The sequence below is a fragment of the Micromonospora craterilacus genome (assembly GCF_003236315.1).
Taxonomy (GTDB): domain Bacteria; phylum Actinomycetota; class Actinomycetes; order Mycobacteriales; family Micromonosporaceae; genus Micromonospora; species Micromonospora craterilacus.
Genome location: NZ_POTY01000508.1, coordinates 1 through 976, shown reverse-complemented (window position 1 = coordinate 976; position 976 = coordinate 1). Strand labels below are relative to the sequence as shown.

Annotated in this window: 2 protein-coding genes; one reads left to right on the top strand and one right to left on the bottom strand. The window is 72.6% G+C overall.

Features of this window, described 5'->3' with window-relative positions:
* Positions 1-740, bottom strand: a 740-nt coding sequence (locus C1I95_RS34130; RefSeq protein WP_111220241.1) for a GntR family transcriptional regulator, incomplete at its 3' end; no start/stop codon positions are given.
* Between C1I95_RS34130 and C1I95_RS36830 the strand changes: the two genes are divergently transcribed.
* The coding region (locus C1I95_RS36830; RefSeq protein WP_233514075.1) for a hypothetical protein at positions 705-976 on the top strand (272 nt) is incomplete at its 3' end. The two genes, C1I95_RS34130 and C1I95_RS36830, sit on opposite strands and share 36 nt — an antisense overlap.

Genomic DNA, 976 nt, shown 5'->3' with positions numbered 1-976 from the left:
ATCTTGTACTCCTCGGTGAGGGTGGTGACCGGGCCGGGCCAGGTGGCCTGGGCGACCTCGATCGGCTTGCGGTGCGGGTCGTACGCCACGTGCAGCAGGTGCAGCACGGGGGTGTCGGGGCGGATCCGAAGGGTCTCTGACTCCTCCCGGCTGGGCTGGCGCGCGCTGATCGTGTCGGTGGCCGTCGCGTACCGCCGGCCGATGGCCTCCTCGGCCTCCTGGTAGAGCGGACGGCCGAACGCCTCGGCGCGCTCCAGCGAGGTGCCGGTGGTGTCGGCGGGCAGGAACCAGGAGGCGCCCACCTCCACCGGCGAATCCTCGGTACGCACCAGGTGCCGGCGGCAGAGCAACTCGGTGCCGTCCGGTACGCCGAACGCGTCGGCCACCTCGGGCGGCGCGGGGGAGCGGCCGACGGAGACGAGCTGCTGACGGTACCGGGCGGCCAGGTCGGTGTGGTAGCCGCGGAAGCCGCCGTAGCGCCCGCGGGAGAGCCGGTTGAGCCGCCGCCGGGTGCCCCGCACGTACGTACCGGAGCCCGGTTTGGTGATCAGTACGCCCTCGACCCGCAGCTGGTCGACGGCGCGTTGCACGGTCTGCTTGGCCACGCCGAACATCTCGGCGATGGCCGGGATCGACGGCAGCCGCTCGCCCGGCCCCCAGTCGCCGCGGCGGATCTGCGCCTTGAGCTGCGCGGCGATCTGCCGGTGCGGAAACTCTGCCACGCCCGGATTGATCTGCATGCCGCCCTCCTATCAGCTAGGTTCCTAGGATGCCTCAGGCGGGGTGACCTGCGCCACCCCGACACGCACGAACCCCGCTCGCATCGGCACCGACCCGCGCGCGAGCTGACCTGCGCGCTGCCGCCGATCACCCTGGCCAGCTCGCACGTGGCCCAGGTCCGCCGGTACACCGAGGCGATCGCCCGGGGCGTCGGCGTACGCGGCCTGCTCAACGTGCAGTACGCGCTGAAGGACGA